At 39.8% G+C, this 17256-nt stretch carries 17 protein-coding genes; 8 read left to right on the top strand and 9 right to left on the bottom strand.

Annotated elements, in window-relative coordinates; all coding sequences use genetic code 11:
* Positions 1-37 precede the first annotated feature (37 nt).
* Both AB4128_RS20460 and AB4128_RS20455 read right to left on the bottom strand, forming a co-directional pair.
* On the bottom strand, positions 38-1828 hold the full coding sequence (locus AB4128_RS20460) for an acyl-CoA dehydrogenase C-terminal domain-containing protein (RefSeq protein ID WP_372038788.1): 1791 nt from the start codon (positions 1826-1828) through the stop codon (positions 38-40).
* A 218-nt stretch (positions 1829-2046) separates the two neighbouring features.
* Entirely contained in the window at positions 2047-2937 is an 891-nt protein-coding gene (locus tag AB4128_RS20455) for an alpha/beta fold hydrolase (protein ID WP_372038787.1), read from the bottom strand.
* A 262-nt stretch (positions 2938-3199) separates the two neighbouring features.
* Here AB4128_RS20455 and AB4128_RS20450 point away from each other — a divergent pair, with 262 nt between their 5' ends.
* Positions 3200-3757 (top strand): TlpA disulfide reductase family protein, encoded by a 558-nt coding sequence (locus AB4128_RS20450; protein ID WP_119968957.1) that lies wholly within the window; start codon positions 3200-3202, stop codon positions 3755-3757.
* Positions 3758-3851: 94 nt separating this feature from the next.
* Here the strand turns inward: AB4128_RS20450 and AB4128_RS20445 are convergent, their stop codons facing one another.
* Positions 3852-5216, bottom strand: a complete 1365-nt coding sequence (locus AB4128_RS20445) for a coproporphyrinogen III oxidase family protein (protein WP_080916204.1) — start codon at positions 5214-5216, stop codon at positions 3852-3854.
* A gap of 482 nt (positions 5217-5698) precedes the next feature.
* Here AB4128_RS20445 and AB4128_RS20440 point away from each other — a divergent pair, with 482 nt between their 5' ends.
* The 3 genes from AB4128_RS20440 to AB4128_RS20430 all read left to right on the top strand — a co-directional run bounded on the left by AB4128_RS20440 (position 5699) and on the right by AB4128_RS20430 (position 7651).
* Positions 5699-6190 carry a DUF1097 domain-containing protein gene (locus AB4128_RS20440; RefSeq protein WP_192021290.1) on the top strand — a complete coding sequence of 164 codons (492 nt, stop codon included), beginning with the start codon at positions 5699-5701 and terminating at the stop codon, positions 6188-6190.
* A 333-nt stretch (positions 6191-6523) separates the two neighbouring features.
* Complete coding sequence (locus tag AB4128_RS20435) at positions 6524-6973, top strand: hypothetical protein (RefSeq protein ID WP_372038786.1); 450 nt, start codon at positions 6524-6526, stop codon at positions 6971-6973.
* 276 nt (positions 6974-7249) lie between these two features.
* Positions 7250-7651 (top strand): hypothetical protein, encoded by a 402-nt coding sequence (locus AB4128_RS20430; RefSeq protein WP_080916202.1) that lies wholly within the window; start codon positions 7250-7252, stop codon positions 7649-7651.
* A gap of 53 nt (positions 7652-7704) precedes the next feature.
* Here AB4128_RS20430 and AB4128_RS20425 read toward each other — a convergent pair whose 3' ends face one another.
* The 4 genes from AB4128_RS20425 to AB4128_RS20410 form a co-directional block, all read right to left on the bottom strand.
* Positions 7705-8997: a mechanosensitive ion channel family protein gene (locus AB4128_RS20425; protein WP_080916201.1), complete on the bottom strand. Its 1293-nt coding sequence runs from the start codon at positions 8995-8997 to the stop codon at positions 7705-7707.
* A gap of 299 nt (positions 8998-9296) precedes the next feature.
* Positions 9297-10598, bottom strand: a complete 1302-nt coding sequence (locus AB4128_RS20420; RefSeq protein ID WP_372038785.1) for a hypothetical protein — start codon at positions 10596-10598, stop codon at positions 9297-9299.
* Between the two features lie 292 nt (positions 10599-10890).
* Positions 10891-11439: a hypothetical protein gene (locus AB4128_RS20415; protein ID WP_372038784.1), complete on the bottom strand. Its 549-nt coding sequence runs from the start codon at positions 11437-11439 to the stop codon at positions 10891-10893.
* Positions 11440-11837: 398 nt separating this feature from the next.
* Positions 11838-12617, bottom strand: a complete 780-nt coding sequence (locus tag AB4128_RS20410; RefSeq protein ID WP_080916198.1) for a sulfite exporter TauE/SafE family protein — start codon at positions 12615-12617, stop codon at positions 11838-11840.
* A 335-nt stretch (positions 12618-12952) separates the two neighbouring features.
* On the opposite strand from AB4128_RS20410, the gene azu reads away from it, so the two are divergent.
* From azu to AB4128_RS20390, 4 genes are all read left to right on the top strand, one after another.
* Entirely contained in the window at positions 12953-13399 is a 447-nt protein-coding gene (gene azu / locus AB4128_RS20405; RefSeq protein ID WP_372038793.1) for an azurin, read from the top strand.
* Positions 13400-14095: 696 nt separating this feature from the next.
* Positions 14096-14242: a hypothetical protein gene (locus AB4128_RS20400; RefSeq protein WP_282166673.1), complete on the top strand. Its 147-nt coding sequence runs from the start codon at positions 14096-14098 to the stop codon at positions 14240-14242.
* Positions 14243-14413: 171 nt separating this feature from the next.
* A complete protein-coding gene (locus AB4128_RS20395; RefSeq protein ID WP_282166672.1) occupies positions 14414-14971 on the top strand; it encodes a hypothetical protein in 558 nt (185 codons plus the stop codon).
* 47 nt (positions 14972-15018) lie between these two features.
* The gene (locus tag AB4128_RS20390) at positions 15019-15387 is read left to right on the top strand and encodes a hypothetical protein (RefSeq protein ID WP_372038783.1); all 369 of its coding nucleotides are present in this window, start codon (positions 15019-15021) and stop codon (positions 15385-15387) included.
* Positions 15388-15847: 460 nt separating this feature from the next.
* Here AB4128_RS20390 and AB4128_RS20385 read toward each other — a convergent pair whose 3' ends face one another.
* Both AB4128_RS20385 and AB4128_RS20380 read right to left on the bottom strand, forming a co-directional pair.
* Positions 15848-16504, bottom strand: coding sequence for a 3-oxoacid CoA-transferase subunit B (locus AB4128_RS20385; protein ID WP_372038781.1), 657 nt, complete (start codon positions 16502-16504; stop codon positions 15848-15850).
* Between the two features lie 11 nt (positions 16505-16515).
* Positions 16516-17232, bottom strand: coding sequence for a CoA transferase subunit A (locus tag AB4128_RS20380; protein ID WP_372038780.1), 717 nt, complete (start codon positions 17230-17232; stop codon positions 16516-16518).
* Between the last annotated feature and the right edge of the window lie 24 nt (positions 17233-17256).

The following is a 17256-nucleotide window of genomic DNA, read 5'->3' as shown; positions in this document are numbered from 1 at the left end:
TTATATAGCTTACATAGATAGCTTGTATTAAGTCTGACTAAAAATCGGCTTCATCAAAGGTTGCAATTTGCGCGCTGCTCATTTCGACTTGCTTGCGTAAACTGCGCGTTTGGCATCCCCAATATCGCATATAAAACTCGGCTGTATTTAACTTAGCTTGATAAAAATCAGACTCATCTGTACCTGCATCAAGGGCGGCAATTGACGTCGCTGCAATTCGTGCCCACATCCATGCAAGGGCACTAATGCCAAATAACTGCATATATGGCATTGAGGCTGCACCAATCATATCGGGATTTTTAGTCGCTGACTGTGCAATAAATCCTGTGGCTTTTTCTAAATCCGTGGCTGCATCCATTAACCCTGCAAGGTAAGGTTTCATCGCGTCATTATTACTATGTTCACCAATAAAGCCTTTAACCATATCTGACCATAATGTCAGTGTTGCGCCTTTATCTGATAATAATTTACGACCAACAAGATCGAGTGCTTGTACGCCATTTGTGCCTTCATAAATCATCGCAATTCGAATATCACGTACAAATTGCTCCATACCCCATTCATTAATATAGCCGTGTCCGCCATAAATCTGCTGAGCATCAACACAAGCTTTAAAGCCTTGATCGGTCACAAACCCTTTTACGATTGGCGTAAAAAGGGCTGCAAGCGCTGCAGCTTGTTTAGCTTTTACAGGGTCGCTGTGTCGCTCTGCCTGATCAAGCCATAAAGCCTGTTGGCCCATTAATGCACGCGTTCCTTCATTGAATGACTTTTGAGATAACAACATACGACGCACATCACCGTGAACCAAAATCGAGTCTGCAGCTTGTTGTGGCTGTTTAACTCCAGAAAGGGCCCGGCCTTGAATGCGCTCTTTAGCATAAACCAGCGCATTTTGATAAGCGATGTCAGATACGCCTAAGCCCTGAATACCAACGCCAAGGCGAGCTTGGTTCATCATAGTAAACATGGCTTTTAGACCTTGATGAGGTTCGCCAACCAACTCTCCTACAGCGCCATCAAACACCATGACACAGGTTGAGTTACCATGAATCCCCATTTTGTGCTCTAACGCACTGGCACATAACTGATTGGCTTCACCTAAGCTGCCGTCATCGTTTACATGAAACTTTGGCACCGCGAACAATGAAATACCTTTCACCCCTTCTGGTGCATCAGGCAATTTGGCCAAAACTAAATGGACAATGTTTTCAGCTAAGTCATGATCCCCTGATGAAATGAAAATTTTCTCGCCACTGATTGCAAATTTGCCATCAGCGACGGGGGTTGCTTTAGTACGAAGAAGGGCAAGATCGGTTCCAGCATGGGATTCAGTTAAGTTCATGGTTCCAGTCCATTCACCACTGACTAACTTTGCTAAATATTTTTGTTTCAGTGCATCGCTTCCATGGACATGGATGGCTGAATAAGCGCCATGGGTTAACCCAGGATACATGGCAAAAGCCATATTGGTGGCGGTTTTCATTTCGGTGGCAAAGGTGCCAATGACTTCAGGTAAGCCCTGACCGCCATATTCAGGATCGCAGGTGAGCGTAGCCCAGCCATCATCAATGTATTGTTGGTAAGCCTCTTTAAAACCTTTAGGCGTAATGACGTTGCCATCTTTAAGTTGGCATCCTTCAAGATCGCCTGAGGCATTTAAAGGTAACATGATGTCGGTGGTGAAATCGGCGACACCTTGCAAAATTGCGTCGGTTAGCTCTGGGTCTATTTCATCAAAGCCTGCGAGTTCGGTTTGATCATAGATAGATAGCAGCTCAGATAGGATAAATTGGTAATCACGCAGTGGGGCTTGATAAATCGGCATAATACGGTCCTTTGTTTTTTGCGTTTTTTCGCACCATAGTTGTGGTTGTTGAGTCGTCGTGGTTGTTATTAATTATTGAATAAGTTTTTCAGCGACTGGTTATAACTTAGTCTACTTTAGCGAACTTTGAGTAAAAACTCAGTTAATTTAAGCGGTAATAATTTGTGTTGCTTGAGCGCCATTATCCTTCATGCATTGCTTGGTTTTATTAACGCAGATTAACCAATAATTTGGTGGCGCTGCCAGAATGCCATTGCATGCTTCAATACTAGACTTGGCGCTTCTAGTTGAGGGTAATGACCAACATCATGCAGGCTGATAGCATCTGGAGTATCAATCAGAGTTTCATATCGCTCAAGCATATCTTGGCCAGAAATAGGATCATCTAGTCCATTAATGAAGCGCATCGGCGTTGGGTTATCAATAAGCGCATTGACCCAACGGTCACGATTCACCTTTCGCTCTTTCATGTATTGAATAAGCTTATGAAACACTCGCTCACCTTGATGATGTTTAATCAATTGCCAATGTTTTTGTAGTTCGCTTTCTGAAATGTTGATTGTGCAAATGGTATCAAAGTTACGTTTAAATGCTTTGAATCCCATTCCTTTAGCGACTAAAAAGCCGAGTGGGCTTAATAACAATCTTTGGATAAGAATTGGGTGAATCACTTCAGGAAAAATACCGCCGTTTAATAACACTGTGCTCAGTATTCGATAATTGGGTTGATTGAGCTGTTGCCTCGCCAGTAACTCTTGTGTGACTGTGTTGCCATAATCATGAGACAAAATATGCACATTATTTATCTTGAGTGACGCGAGTAGTTGCTCGATTAAATTGGCTTGAGCGGCGAACGAATAGTGAAATTGGGTGGGTTTATCTGATAATCCAAAGCCAATCATATCTAAGGTAATGACATGAAACTGAGCGCTGAGACTTTGCCATATAGGCTGCCAATCATAACTGCTGGTGGGAAAGCCATGGATCAGTAATAACGCGGGATTATTAGTATCTCCTGCATGTTTTACGAAAATAGAATAGTCAGCTTCTTTTGCAAAAGAAAATTGCTGAAAATAGCTATCTTGTTGCCAGTCAGTCAATGTCGGCATGTGAACTCCATTTACCTTTTATGCCAAGTTAACCTGATTAGACCAGTTTGTAAAATGGCTGATGACTTGGATAAACGAACATGATTTCTGTGACAAGTTCAGTTAAAAATGAATAGCGATGAAAGCAATAAGCGGGTAGCTCGGTCTGTATATAGGTGCTCAAGCAAGGCCGAATTAAAGGCCGAATTTAAGAGAGCGTTTAAGACAGAATTTAGATGACTTTTGCGTTAAATCATTCTTAATATTTCCGAGGTTTGTCTGTATGAATGTGATTGATATTCACCATAACGGTGACCATATAAAACTCGCCAAATGGCTACTATTCGCTGCGGCAGTTATACAAGGTGTTTTATTGTCATCGCTAGCATGGGGCGCTGATGAGCAAGGTGATAAAGGGTATCAATTTCCCAAAGCCGCCGATTTTTCGCTGTTTGATGCTAATGGTAAACAATGGTCACTTGAATCGACTGCTGGCAAGCCCGTTGTTATTCACTTTTGGGCGACTTGGTGTCCTTACTGCAAAAAGCTGCAACCTGGTTTAGAAAGATTACGGCAAACTTATCAAGATACTGATTTAGAGATGGTAGCGATTAGTTTTCGTGAAGATAAGGGCGCACAACCGCAGAGCGTGTTAAAAAGTCGAGGGATAGAGATGCAAACGCTGATAAACGGTGACAGTGTGGCCGACTTATATGGCGTTAAAGGTACACCAACTACCGTATTTATAAACCGAAGTGGGGAAGTGGTGTGGGTGACACAAGTGTCCGACCCTGACTCGCCTAAACTAGCTCAAGCCATAGAGTATATCCTTACGCCGTAATACCGTTTAGTTATCCTTTTATAAGCTAATAAAGTCGTAGCAAATTTAAGGGATGTTTGCTCTGCGACTTAAATAGTAAGCCGCAGAGCCTGTATTAAACGATAATGCCTGAATCTGTTTTTGTTTCATTAGCGATGCTGTTATTAGCAGATGCTTCGCTGTCAGATTTCATTGATAAGGGCAGTTCTCTTGCTTGTTCACGTAAGAAGTCCATCCCAGCTAAAAAGCCTGAGAACATTTTCAAACCAATAAATTGACCTGCCGGTGTGGTCACATAGTTACTGCCTTGTTTATTCAGTGCGCCTGCTGAAATCAAATAACTCATCTCAAGTGGGAACGCTTGCCACAATGTTTTACCTGTATGTGCTTTAAATTGGGCGTTATCCAATAGTCCATGCCCCATCATCATCATTAAATGATGTTGTAATAATGCTTTGTTATCTAATGGTTTGGTGTAGCTGGTTCCGGTTTGATTAGATTGGATACGCTCAATATAGTCAGGGATATCAAAGCTTGAGATCCTGAACTGTTCGCCAAAACGCCCGAAAGCACCAGAGCCAACACCGAAACAATCTTCGCCATCTAATACATACTTATTTTCAACGGGTTGGCCAAAGTTACGACTGAAAGTCCATGGGAATTCCATAATATATCGCTCAGCCAGTGCTTCTTTTACCGCTAAAAATTGTGGCCAAAGTTCTTCGGGTTGGCCAGCAAGGCAACCCGCTTTTTTACGGTTTTGACCAATGCCTACGGTAAGCGGATAAGTGGTGATTTGATCTGGACTGAGACGAATTGTTTGGGCTAAATCATTGGCTACAGTCTCTGGGGTCTGCATTTTAAAGCCGTACATCATATCGAGATTAACCGTTGGTATTACTTCAATTGCACGGCTAACGTATTCGGCTTGTTGTAATCCACTACCAAATTTTTCAAATCGACCACTGGCCTTTAAAATCTTGTCATCAAAGCTTTGTACCCCAATAGACATGCGATCCACTAAGCCTTTGAGTAAATGCGGATTACCTTCTTTAAAGTATATCGGATCGCTCTCGCAAGAGACTTCTCTTATCGTGGTAATAGATTTAATCAGTTCGATAGTTTTGATTAATTCATCTTCTAAAATCGTGGTCGTGCCGCCGCCAATATACACTCGATTAAATCGGTATCCTTGTGCAATTACTGTGCGAATTTCTTGTCTTAGGGCTTTAAAATAAGTTTTAGCGACGCCTTCATTAAACTTAATTTTGTGGAACGAGCAAAATCGACACAATGTATGACAAAAAGGAATGTGAATGTATAAGGTCTCAATCGGTTTTTCTGGTACCGCTAATTGCTGAATTCCATCTAAAGGCACTGCATCTTTAAGACTTAGCGATTGTTTGATGGTGTGTCCCATGACCCAGTCAAGACTATTTGTCGCAAGATTTAATCTTGAGTTTGATAGGTAGTTTTTCATAGGCGTTCCTCAAATTATTGTCATGACTATTGGTTTTGTTGAGTCCAATAAGGCAGCTTTGCTGTTGATGACTTGTTGAATATCAGACTAGAGGAGTCAAAGAATAGAAAATGATAGCTCTCGCAAGAAAATACAATTAGCTACATAAACTCGGTGTTCTTGTAGTAAAAATTTGAACGGTATCACTTAAATAGTTCGTTTATGAATGGTTTTAGCTTGTTTGGAAGTGACAAGTGTTATGGTTTTTGTCGATAGATTTACAGATTTACTTCATTGAGGAGGATAAAAATCCTTAATACTAAGTGCATCTTGAATTAGTAATATTTAATGTATTAGCAGCTTTATCGCTTTGGTTGACTGTTTTTTGCTCATTAATCTGTTCTAGATCACTTTTGTTTCATCGCTAAATAGCGTAGATTACGTGTCGATTGTATTATTTTATAAACTCTACGTTTTATTTTGGCGACACTCGAGAGGGCAATATGGAACATCGTTGGCAAATAGCAATATCAGCAGGTCTACTCGCAGCGCTATGGGCTGGGGTTGCCGATGTTTTCCAGTTAGTGACTTGGGTTGGTTTTTTAAGCTGTAGCACTTTTTTTGCTCAAACAGAAACTGGCCTTAAAGGCATGCTGATGGCTATGAGTACAAATTTGTCAGGTGTTTTTTGGGGTTGGCTTATTATCTCGGGGAGTGGGTTCTTTATTTCACCGATGGTAGGTTACGCATTTACAGGTGTTGCCACTGCTGCGATGTGTTTACAGGCGAGTTATCAAAAACTGGCGTTTATCCCAGGTGCGTTTATTGGCTGCTGTATTACATTTGCATTAGGCGCTAATTTAGCAGCTATTCTACCGCCATTATTATTGGGCGCCATGTTGGGTTACAGCATGAGTTTATTGACCAATCAACTTATTAGCATCACACCGAAAATTCAGGGGTTATTTACTGCAGCCCCCGCTAAAGATGCTTAATTAACAACTCTTTTTATGTAAGTCTAAAGTGATACGTTTTTGAGTGGTGAAAACCCGCTCTTCGGGCAGTGTTTTACTTTAAATACGTTAAACGTACTTCTAGAACCATTTTTATTTCTTTTTTTATGTGCGGTTTTTATCCTTTAATCTCAGTTGTTTGTATAACTTTAGACTGACTTGTTTCTTTATGCTCTTTTATATTCACCGCTAATGAACTGATAACTTTCAGGTTTATATTTTTCCTGCTTTTATAACCCTTTCGACTATACTCTTAAAGCTTGGTTTGGTTAAAAAACGACCAGTGAATTAAGTTAACAATTAGGAGTGAACGACATGAACAAGACCTTAATAATTGCATTATGTGTTTTATTTAGTAGTTCTGTATTTTCAAAGGATAGATTAGAAGTATATGAAGATTACGATCTCGGCAGCGTAATCATGATGATGACCACGGTAAAAGTGGATCCCAATATGGGAGATATTTACTTAGCGGGTTTACGCAGTAGCTGGGTTAAAGCAGTTAATATTCAAAAGGAGCTTGGCTTTATTAAAGATTGGAAAATATACGGCAGCGATCTGGCAACCAGTGGTGACTTTAATATGTTGCTGGTGGTGACTTTTGACAATGCAGCTGATATTGAACCCAATAAGGAGAAGTACAAACAATTTATGCAGAAATGGAGTGATTCGGATGAAAAAATGTCTAACGAAATCTCTGCCAAATACCCCGAAGTGAGAACCTTAACAGGGGAGTATAGAATGCGAGAAATTATCTTGAAGTAAGATAATCGGGACTTGTTCATGATTTACTGACGAGTTTGAATAGGTTCCGACCCGGATGCTACTTTGGCATCTATGCTTCATATACGCCTTAATTTTATTATGTGTTAGTTTTGTCCAACATTGAAACACTTGATGCAAAATCGCTATAAAATCGTTATGTATACTGGCGCTTTACTCGCGTTATTTGTTTAAAAATGTCCCAATGTTACTCGTCAAATTTACTCTTAAAAGCAAACTCGCTAGGATGTCGCCTTTTATTTTCTAACAAGGTCCATCATGAAGTTTGTCACCGTCTTTGTTTCAATCATACTTTCTCTGCTTATCATTTTTACACCTAAGGCCAATGCCGCGCCTGAAGTCGGTTTAATGGTAGGTAGCGACTCAGGTATTAATGTAAAAATGAATGAGTATAAGTTTGGGGTGGGTTTTGATGATTTTTCATTTACCTTAGATAAAACATTTAATTTTAAGGACCACCCACATTTTTATTGGGGCGTGGGCGGCAAGATTGCTGATAAAAAAAATGATGATATTAAATTGGGCGCAAGAGCGGTATTTGGTGCTCACACTAAAGTAGAGCGGTTTACTTTTTTCATAGAAGCGCAGCCTACATTGTACCTAATTGATGATGTCAAAGTAGAATTAGAGGCTATTGGTGGCGTTAGGTATCATTTTTAGCAGTTTGTTAGATAAGGAGGGAAGCAACATCTATGCTTCCCTATAAGTTAATTTTATTGGTACGTGTCTTCTTTTAATACGTTTATTGGGACTTTAACGGGTGACAAATTAAATTCTTTCATTATTGAATAAAAATGGTCAAAAATATCCGCTTGTACTTGTTCAAACTCTCTAAGCACAGTCGTATTTACAAAGCAGTAAACTTCAAGTGGTATACCAAAGTTGTTAGTTTCTAACTGTTTAATTATTAATGTTAAATCAGCTCTTATGTTGCCATGGCTTTCTATGTAGCGAGCCATATACTCCCTAAAGCAGCCTAAATTGGTAAGCTTACGGTGATTAACACATGATATATCCGATGAAAGCGCATCATTATACTCATTGAGTTGTGCCATTTTTTTTTCAAGATAAGGGCGGATAAGCTCTATTTGAATTAAGGATGAAAATTGCTGCTCTTCTATAAAATTGATGGTCTCAATATCAATATATAAACAACGCTTAATTCTTCTCGCGCCTATTTGCTCAACGCCATACCAATTAACAAAAGGTTCATTCATCAATGTCTGTGACGGCACCATGGATATCGTATTATCCCAGTTTTGTACTTTTACTGTTGTTAAAGTGACCTCTTGTACAATGCCGTTAATTTTATATTTATCTAACTGGATCCATTGTCCGATTGTGACCATATCATTTGCTGCCAACTGAATACCGGCCACAAAACCCAGTAAAGTTTCTTTAAAAATGAAAATCAGCATGCCAGCAAGGACACCAATACCCGACAGTAAATAAATAGGCGTTCTATTCATGAATACAGACGTAACCATTAATATTGCAAGAGCAATAGAGAACAATTTTACAAATTGAGCGATACCATGGAGCGGAAATTTTTGCCCAATTGGGTGGGTTAATGACACAAGCAATAAGGTATCTACAACAGCAAATATGGCAATGAGGATGAATAAACCGCCAAGGGCTCCCAAAATATTATTAATGAGTTCTGCCGTAAAACCGACTTTACCAATTAGGAGTTCGATGGAGGTAATAATGATATAAAAAGGAATGATAAGGGCGATTTTAGTCGGTACTTTTTTACGGGAAACAGTCAGTCTTATTTTAGTATTCTGGTTTTTATACAACTTGGTTATTAAGAGCTTTACAAAATGTTTAACAAAAAAGAAGAAAAACAAGGACAGTAAAATTGTGGCAATGAGTAAACTGAAATCGGAAGCAAGATCGTGACTATTGAACGTAATATCAAAGTAACTCAATATCTCTATCAGAAAGTGACCAATGTGTTCGCGAATTGGCTCGGGTAGCTCAGGCTCAACATTATTTATAGCCATAATTTTCCTTATCGATTGTCCTTGCTTCCTAACAGTATATAAACAAACAATAATTAGGCAAAAAAATCAAATCTATTAGTCTCTTCTTGAGTAATAAGTTATTACATGCGTGTTTGTTACGGCTATATTTTTTGCTAACTCACTTGAAGGGGAGTGTTGATGTGTCGTTATTGATTAAGTCGTAATGATAAAGCCTTAATTACGGTGGGATAATAAAACTCAGCAGATTCAAGCATGACGTGTATTGCGCATTCTTAAAGGTGTAGATTGAACCTACTGAGTTAGCTTGTGTACATTGTTTATTGACGCTGGAATAACATCTGAGTATCAACGTCGCCATCACCATCTTCGTCGATATATAAAAGCAACGTATTGCCTTGTGCCGACATTGATAGGGAAGGCCCATCTTCACCGACAAAATCAGTTAACCCAGTGTCTCCATTACTATCAAACGTTTGGGTTACTGTGACCATATTGCTTTCACTATCGATACTGTAGGTTCCCCATTCCATGCCAGACTCTTCGGCCTCACCATCTAGGTCTATTTCTGCATGAATGTATGTTCCATCATCGTTAAATAACAACATCAACAAGTCATTTTCATCACCGGGTTGATCATCGGTTGCTTTTACTAACCAAGTGCCGACAACCCCCTCGCTGCCTTGCTTATCAAAATTAAGTGTTTCATCAATTGAGTCATTGGCATCTTCGTCGATTGAAAGGACTAATTGTTCTTCCATAACTTCGGCAAATAATAAAGGTGCACCATCTACGTCAGTAAAATCAGTTAAGCCTGTATCGCCATTTTCATCAAATGTTTGACTGGCAATAACACGGTTGGTTTCGCTGTCACGGCTGTACATTCCCCATTCCATTCCTGACTCTTCCTCTTCATCCTCTGAGTCAACTTCAAAATGCGCATAGGTGCCGTCGTTAAAGAACACTAACGTGAGTAAATCATTATCGTCATCTGGATAATGCCAAGCGCCTGTGATACCAACCTGAACGCCATTCGCCGCAACTTGTTCGGTTAAGTGGTCGACAGCATCGTCTGCATCAACCAAGTCTGTTACAGCGGTATCTTGACCGCCATTTTCAATAGTGGTTTTAACCGCAGGATCGTCGGCAAATTCATCTGTGCTTAAATTAAAATCAACCGGTTCAGCTGTTGCGATAGCGGTATCGGTAATGGTAATCCCATTGGAAGTATCGCCATCTTGGTCAAGCGTTTGTAGTAACCTTGCGATGTTTACTACTTGATTGTCATCAACACTTTCAGATGCCGCAATATTAAAAGGGGTGACAATTCCTGATGCTAGTGTTGCTGGGAAGGTTAGGTCGCCGATAAAGAAAGTGACAGTTTCACCTTCAAGGTAATTATAATTACCTTCTTCATCAGTGACTCCAGATTGAGTTTCTGTTCGATATCCAATACCGATAACGGCACTATCGATAAAGATACCTTGGGTTGGTGTGGGAGCGGGCTCTTCAACCTCTGGTTGCGGTATTTCAGCTTCTGGTGCTGGCTCTTCTGAATCATCACTACTACCACAACCCAGCAATAGACCTGAGATAAGTAGCGCTATTAATTTCTTAGACATTTTTCTCTCCTTAGAAGTTTGTCAAATCACTGCTTTATGTCAATAGATGACAATCTTTAAGCCTAATATAAAATGCAAAACTTGCACGATTAAACCCACAGAATTAATAGGTGATATTTAACGTTGAATATAATAACGAATTCGATCTAATTTGCTGATTTTACTATATATTGTTAATTTGCAGGTTGACTAATCTTGATTAAAAACAACCGCTATCAACCAATAGACTGATTTGCACTGAAAGCAGTTAAAGCATGATAATTGACGGCTGTTTCTAGTAAAGCACGCTGTATTAGCGTTTGAAGAAGTGTCGAATTCGAGTTACAGCATTGAGTTTTTGGCTTTGCTTATTCGTAAGTAGGTCAGGCTGGAATTGAGCAATTAATCGATATAAATGGTAGTGAGTGACTTTTTTTGCCACATACCAATCAAGGCGGATGATTGAGCCTCGCAAAGTAGAGCGTTCGAAGTCTACTAAGCCTAATTTATTCTGATTATCAACAATGATGTCTCTTATGGGTAAGGCGTGCCGAGCAACACCTGCTTCGAGCATTTTATTGACTAATTCAATCAAATCTTTCAAGTTATCACGGGTTAGATGTGCTGGTGTTTTACCCGAAATTTTTGACATCACCAGTGTTTTGTTTCTGTCATCACAGTCGATTAAATTGGGGACTCCATTAATATTTTGAAGTCTAACTAATGATTCTTTTTCGATGTTATAACGACTAATGTATTTACGGTAAGGTTTAAAGTGCTTCTCTACTGAGTCTTTACCAATCGTGAGGTACATTTTTTCAGTATCGTAAATTCCATTTACTATATGTGTCTGGGTTTTCATTGGGTTTATTGCTTGTTACAGAATTATTTCATTTTATTTTAGTTTAAGCCTCTTCGGTATGGGACTTTTGGTTGAAGCTTAGTAGTGAATTTTACTTTGCTTAAACCCTGAATTGTTACTTCGGTAACAAAGCGGTGACCTGCCAGAAACGATAGCCTTATATCTGCAATCAACACCGCTTTGTTGTTAAGAATGCAACTGGAATAGGAGTCACTCACTACATGTATCTCATTTTTTGAGAGGATGACAATAAGTGGAGTAAGAGAAATAAACCGTAATGGCGCAGCTCATCACAATAACAAGCTGCATCTAGTTTTTTGGGGGAGGTATAAATATGTGGTGTAAAACAAATACACCGAACTGTTAAAGCTCATTACAACACAAGCTGCATCTAGTTTTTACAGAGGGTTAGAATATGTGGAGTAAAAGAAATAAACCGTAATGGCGCAACTCATCACAATCACAAACTGCCTCATGCGTACTTGGGATACCTTGTTAGCAATATGGGCTGACATATAACCGCCAATCAAAGTACCAACCAGTACCGTAACCCCCTCGAACCAAGCAATTGCATCATTGTAGATAAATAAAATAATAGCGATTAAGGAAACCGATGAAGAAATGACTAGCTTAATGCCATTCATCGCATTGATATTAGTGTGCCCAGCTAATGCCAAATAGCTTAAACCGATAATGCCTAACCCCGCATTGAAAAAACCGCCGTATATACAGACAGCTAGTAGCACTAAAAATAACATTACCGCGCCCAATTGAGAGGCATACTTATGTTGATTCGATAAACGACTGAAAAAGGCATTGATTTTAGAGCCAAAAATAAACAGTAAGGTTGCAAATAATAGTAACCAAGGTATCGCTTGTTGGAACACGGTCTCTGGAGAAATGAGTAATAGCCATGCGCCGAAAGCACCACCAAATAAACTGGTGATGATAATGGTTTTAATCTCTTTTTTATGAGCAAGCAGCTCTCGTCTAAATGCAAATGCACCACTGAGATATCCAGCAAAGGACGAAAAAGTATTGGTTGCATTAGCCATAATCGGTGGCACGCCAACAAATATTAATGCAGGGAAAGTGATAAAACTGCCGCCGCCAGCTAGCGAGTTTAAAACGCCGCCAAAAAAACCAGCAAGTAACAGTAATAAAATATCAAACGTCATGAAATTAGCCTAACAATGGCAATAGGGCAGAGCCTATTTGGGAAGATTAACCCCCTATCTTACATGCAAAGCGGTAATTAAAGATTAAATTACAGCGCTCTTTTGCCACATAATCGATATTTTTTATATACGCAGACATATGAAGTAAGCATCCTAGAAGAGTAGAATACGCAAACTCTTTTGATTTCTCCTAAAGGGTTATTCGCTAAGTGCTAATCAATATTTAACTTATTTACAATTGATAATCATTCTCATTTGTTGTGATTTGTTTTAGTATGCTTTCGTTTTTAATAACAATGCATTCTATACCGTCACAAGGAAATGATATGACCAACATGATTAAAGCTACAGCTGCACTAGGCGTAATGTTAATGAGCCTAAACGTTAACGCAAGTGAGTGCGAACTAACAATTACGGCCAATGATGCGATGCAATTTGATAAGAAAAGTTTATCAGTGCCAGCGACCTGCAAAGAAGTGACCTTAAACTTACATCATTCAGGCAGTTTACCTAAATCAGCAATGGGCCATAACTGGGTACTAAGCACTGCTGACAATGTTCAAGCTATTGCGAATGACGGCATGACCGCAGGTGCTGATAACAGCTATATAAAAGCGGGTGATGAAAGAGTGTTAGCCCATACTGACGTAATTGGCGGCGGAGGCTCAACATCAATAACGTTTAATATTGAGGGGTTAGATAGCAAAGCCGCTTACCGATTCTTTTGTTCATTTCCAGGTCACTGGGCGATTATGCAAGGCAGCTTTGTGATAGAAGCCTAATATTGTTTAATGTGACTCTAGCTGGGATGCTGTGAGTGATCATGGCTTAACTGAGGCTATGTCGGCGTCGATAGGCAGGATGCCTGAATGTCATGTGGTGCATGGATGCACGAGAATGACCAGCCTCCATCACGCAAATGAGCTTAACGCATTCAGACACTTCCAATGGAGACCTTTGAGTTAGCAGGTTCATTTGGTGTTGGATAGAGAAAGTTTGATCTGACCCCACTTATTTTGACCCACTTATTTTGACCCACTTATTTTTTCTTTACTGGCTGAGTTCTGACTGGATTGATTACAATTTGACGGTCGCAAAGTCAAAGTCGTGGGTTTTCCACCCACACCCGACCAAGAGGGGAAACAACAGCAATCCCCCTCTTGGATCTCCCATGCCGCTCCGACGAAGTGTTGTTCTTCATGCTAAATAACCGAATTTGCTACCGCCTCAGATTCGCCATCCATGGCTCAACTGAGGCTATGTCGGCGTCCTGCCTCCATCACGCAAATTAGCTTAACGCATTCAGACACTTCCAACGGAGATCATCGAACCCGCAGGTTCATTTGGTGTTGGATAGAGAAAGTTTGATCTGAGTCCACTTATTATGAGATAAACAGCTTAAAAGTCAGTTTAATGCGCTTTCTGAAAATGATTTTAAGCTGGCTAAAGCAAATGCTTTACGTGATTGGAATAAAGATGTGAGTGGTCATAAAGGTATGCAGGTTATCAGCTATGAGTTGAGTAAGGGCTATGAACCCAATGAATACACAAACCAAGTTAGGGCAGAGATAGAGTCTCTTGAACTTGTAGAGCTATCCGCTTTTTTAGCGAAATTTGCGCAATAAGTAAACTTTACTACATACATTGTTTGTTGGATAAAAAAGTTTGATCTGACCCGACTTATTAATGGCGTTATTGAATTTTGGGAACTTCAATGCAATTTTTAAGTTTTATGTCAAATAATGAGCACTTTAAAACATATTTAGATGATACAGCTAGAAATGGAGTAAGCTTTTATGCTCAATTTAATTAAAGTGTTTATTGTTATGCTTATATTGTCAATAATTACCATTAGAAGCGTTGATTCTTGTGATCTCAGCGTGTTTGATAATAAAGTTATTGGTTCGATAAATATAAGTGAGAAATCTTCTGAATCATATCTAGATGGTAAGGGCTTATATTTAGGTGTGAGTGAAATTGGATATGAATTATATTTACCATATAGTTTAGATTTTAGAAGTGAATATGTTGGTGGGACCGAATATTTTATTTCGATTGGTAACGTTGATAAGGAAGGTTATATAGTTAGCGAGGCTCCTGTCGATATGACTATTTCAGATCTGGCTGAAAGTTTTGTATATCTTAATGAAGAAAGAGAAAGGGGGTCAAAGTTTTGTTATCTATACAATAAGGTTTACCCGCTTTTTGTTCATAGAGCTTTGGTTAATAAGGTTTATTTACCTGAAGAAACTGGAGGGCCATTAGTTATAGGTACCGAGGATGAGTTTAATATCATTATTGGGCAAAGTAATAATAGTCAGATATATGAAAAGGTTATCTCAGATTTAGAGTAATGATTTGTAGACCAGAATTCAGATGATAACCAAAGGGAATGATATAAATGGAAAATCCGTATGAAGGCTGTGAGCGTCAAGATACCTATTCTTTTATACAGTCGTCGATAATTCCAATTATGTTTATGCAAGGAAGTCTATTTTTCACTTTTTTGGGAAATTATGCAGTCGGAGTTGTAAGTGGAATTATATTTTTAGTCGCACTTTTTACACAGGAAGAAATAAAACTGTTTAAATATGATGCAGATTTCAAACTTATTTTATTATGTGTTTATGCTTCCACTGGATTGAATTCAGCAATCTTAGGTTTCTTTGATAAATTTTCACCAATGTTGATTCTTATAGTGATTGATACCTGTTGGATTATGTATATTTATTATGTATATGAACGAGTTTATTTAGAAGGCAATAAGTGAAGAAAATAAGTTTAGGTAAAGTAAATTGAATATCTAATTAAAAACAAACCTGCCGATTCAACAATCTCCATTGAAGTGTCCGATGACGTTAAGTCAATTCACGTGATGGAGGCAGGTCATTCTCGTGCATCCATGCACCACATGACATTCAGGCATCCTGCCTATCGACGCCGACATAGCCTCAGTTGAGCCATGGATGGCGAATCTGAGGCGGTAGTGAATTGGCTTAGCTAGTCAGAGGAAAAACACTTCGTTGGAGCGGGTGGGTGTTCCAAGAGGGAGTTGCCGTCCACTCCCTTTTGGTCTGGTGTGGGCGAAGCGCCACGACTTTGATCTTGCTGTTATCTTTGTGGCTTTAAGCAATCTCATAAAACTTCAGAATCACCAACAAAAAAGCGAACCTCAATGAAGCTCGCTTTTGATTTTTTTATCCAAAGTTAAATTGAATCAAACATTCAATTTAAAACACCATTTCTGGTACATGCTCTGGCACGACCAACTTACCCGCAGTCTTTGATTGGATCTCTTCAACCGACACCCCAGGTGCTCGCTCTAACAAGTGAAATGCGCCGTCTTTGATTTCCATAAAGGCAAGGTCAGTCATTACGCGTTTGATGCAGCCGTAGCCTGTTAATGGCAGCTCACATAGTGGCAGTAGCTTTGAATTACCTTTTTTATCTGCGTGCATCATGGTGACGATAATATTGTCAGCGCCAGCCACTAAATCCATTGCGCCGCCCATGCCTTTAATTAATTTGCCTGGGATCATCCATGATGCAATTGAACCATTAACATCCACTTCAAATGCACCTAGTACGGTTAAATCCACATGACCGCCGCGGATCATGGCAAAGCTTTCTGCTGATGAGAAAAAAGATGCGCCATCAACAGCGGTGACCGTTTGCTTACCGGCATTGATAAGGTCGGCATCAATGGTTTCTTCAGTTGGGAACTCGCCCATACCCAGCAAGCCATTTTCAGATTGAAGCATGACGCTCATGCCGTCTGGAATGTAATTAGCGACTAATGTTGGAATACCGATACCTAAGTTAACGTAAAAGCCGTCTTGCATTTCTTGTGCTACACGTTGAGCAAGTTGTTCTCTTGATAAAGCCATGTTCTTGCTCCTTATTTTGCAGCCGCGTCAGTTGGTTTGACAGTACGTTGTTCGATGCGTTTTTCAAAGCTTGCTTGTATGACGCGGTCAACATAAATACCTGGGGTATGAACGTGGTTTGGATCTAATTCACCCGGCTGGACAATCTCTTCTGCTTCAACGACCGTAATCTTGCCCGCAGTTGCCATCATAGGGTTAAAGTTCGCTGCCGTTTTACGAAAGATCAGATTGCCCATCGTGTCAGCTTTCCATGCTCGAACAAGGGCAAAGTCAGAGGTCAGTGAATCTTCAAGCACGTAATGTCGACCTTTTATTTCACGGGTTTCTTTGCCTTCAGCAATAGGAGTTCCGTATCCAGTTGCGGTAAAGAACGCAGGAATTCCAGCGCCGCCAGCACGGATTTTTTCAGCCAATGTGCCTTGTGGAGTCAAGATAACGTTTAACTCACCCGATAACATTTGCTGCTCAAACGTGGCGTTTTCGCCCACATACGAGGCAATCATGGTGGCGATTTGACGTTCTTTAAGCAGTAGACCTAAGCCGAAATCATCAACCCCAGCGTTGTTTGAGATGGCGGTTAATCCTGTTACACCCATTTTTACCATGTGGTTAATTAACCCTTCTGGAATACCACAAAGGCCAAAGCCACCAACCATGATGGTCATGTCATTGGTGAGTCCGTTTAAGGCTTCTTCGTAGCTATGAACGACTTTATTGAGTCCTGCCATCATCTTGTCCTTTTCTATCTTGCG

Origin of the sequence: Shewanella sp. 10N.286.52.A9 (assembly GCF_041468985.1) — a bacterium.
GTDB lineage: Bacteria > Pseudomonadota > Gammaproteobacteria > Enterobacterales > Shewanellaceae > Shewanella > Shewanella japonica.
This window is presented reverse-complemented; position numbering and strand designations above follow the sequence as displayed.

What these genes read in the sequence shown, in the direction of transcription:
- AB4128_RS20460 (WP_372038788.1), bottom strand. Translation starts at nt 1,828, where the DNA reads ATGCCGATTTATCAAGCCCCACTGCGTGATTACCAATTTATCCTATCT.
- AB4128_RS20455 (WP_372038787.1), bottom strand. Translation starts at nt 2,937, where the DNA reads ATGCCGACATTGACTGACTGGCAACAAGATAGCTATTTTCAGCAATTT.
- AB4128_RS20450 (WP_119968957.1), top strand. Translation starts at nt 3,200, where the DNA reads ATGAATGTGATTGATATTCACCATAACGGTGACCATATAAAACTCGCC.
- AB4128_RS20445 (WP_080916204.1), bottom strand. Translation starts at nt 5,216, where the DNA reads ATGAAAAACTACCTATCAAACTCAAGATTAAATCTTGCGACAAATAGT.
- AB4128_RS20440 (WP_192021290.1), top strand. Translation starts at nt 5,699, where the DNA reads ATGGAACATCGTTGGCAAATAGCAATATCAGCAGGTCTACTCGCAGCG.
- AB4128_RS20435 (WP_372038786.1), top strand. Translation starts at nt 6,524, where the DNA reads ATGAACAAGACCTTAATAATTGCATTATGTGTTTTATTTAGTAGTTCT.
- AB4128_RS20430 (WP_080916202.1), top strand. Translation starts at nt 7,250, where the DNA reads ATGAAGTTTGTCACCGTCTTTGTTTCAATCATACTTTCTCTGCTTATC.
- AB4128_RS20425 (WP_080916201.1), bottom strand. Translation starts at nt 8,997, where the DNA reads ATGGCTATAAATAATGTTGAGCCTGAGCTACCCGAGCCAATTCGCGAA.
- AB4128_RS20420 (WP_372038785.1), bottom strand. Translation starts at nt 10,598, where the DNA reads ATGTCTAAGAAATTAATAGCGCTACTTATCTCAGGTCTATTGCTGGGT.
- AB4128_RS20415 (WP_372038784.1), bottom strand. Translation starts at nt 11,439, where the DNA reads ATGAAAACCCAGACACATATAGTAAATGGAATTTACGATACTGAAAAA.
- AB4128_RS20410 (WP_080916198.1), bottom strand. Translation starts at nt 12,617, where the DNA reads ATGACGTTTGATATTTTATTACTGTTACTTGCTGGTTTTTTTGGCGGC.
- azu (WP_372038793.1), top strand. Translation starts at nt 12,953, where the DNA reads ATGATTAAAGCTACAGCTGCACTAGGCGTAATGTTAATGAGCCTAAAC.
- AB4128_RS20395 (WP_282166672.1), top strand. Translation starts at nt 14,414, where the DNA reads ATGCTCAATTTAATTAAAGTGTTTATTGTTATGCTTATATTGTCAATA.
- AB4128_RS20390 (WP_372038783.1), top strand. Translation starts at nt 15,019, where the DNA reads ATGGAAAATCCGTATGAAGGCTGTGAGCGTCAAGATACCTATTCTTTT.
- AB4128_RS20385 (WP_372038781.1), bottom strand. Translation starts at nt 16,504, where the DNA reads ATGGCTTTATCAAGAGAACAACTTGCTCAACGTGTAGCACAAGAAATG.
- AB4128_RS20380 (WP_372038780.1), bottom strand. Translation starts at nt 17,232, where the DNA reads ATGGCAGGACTCAATAAAGTCGTTCATAGCTACGAAGAAGCCTTAAAC.